The organism is Photorhabdus tasmaniensis, assembly GCF_011189505.1.
Taxonomy (GTDB): Bacteria; Pseudomonadota; Gammaproteobacteria; order Enterobacterales; family Enterobacteriaceae; genus Photorhabdus; species Photorhabdus tasmaniensis.
Map to the genome: position 1 here is coordinate 1 of NZ_PUJU01000280.1, position 203 is coordinate 203.

1 protein-coding gene is annotated in these 203 nt (G+C 55.2%); it reads left to right on the forward strand.

Annotated features, from left to right (window positions below; all coding sequences use genetic code 11):
- Positions 1-203, forward strand: a 203-nt coding sequence (locus C5471_RS25555) for a hypothetical protein (RefSeq protein WP_166296766.1), incomplete at both ends; no start/stop codon positions are given.

A 203-nucleotide genomic window follows, 5' to 3' on the forward strand; every position in this document is an offset into this window, starting at 1 on the left:
TCACCGCCGATGGTCGGATAGAGAACCTCGGCACCCTCAGCAGCCGTGACGCGTTGCAGTTAACCAGTACCGCAAAGATAGACAATCAGGGCAAACTCCTGTCGCAATCGACAGTGACCTTGCAATCAGGCGAACAACTAAACAATAGTGGCCGGGTTGAGGCACGGGGCAATATCACCGCCAGAGCAGGCACGATACACAGT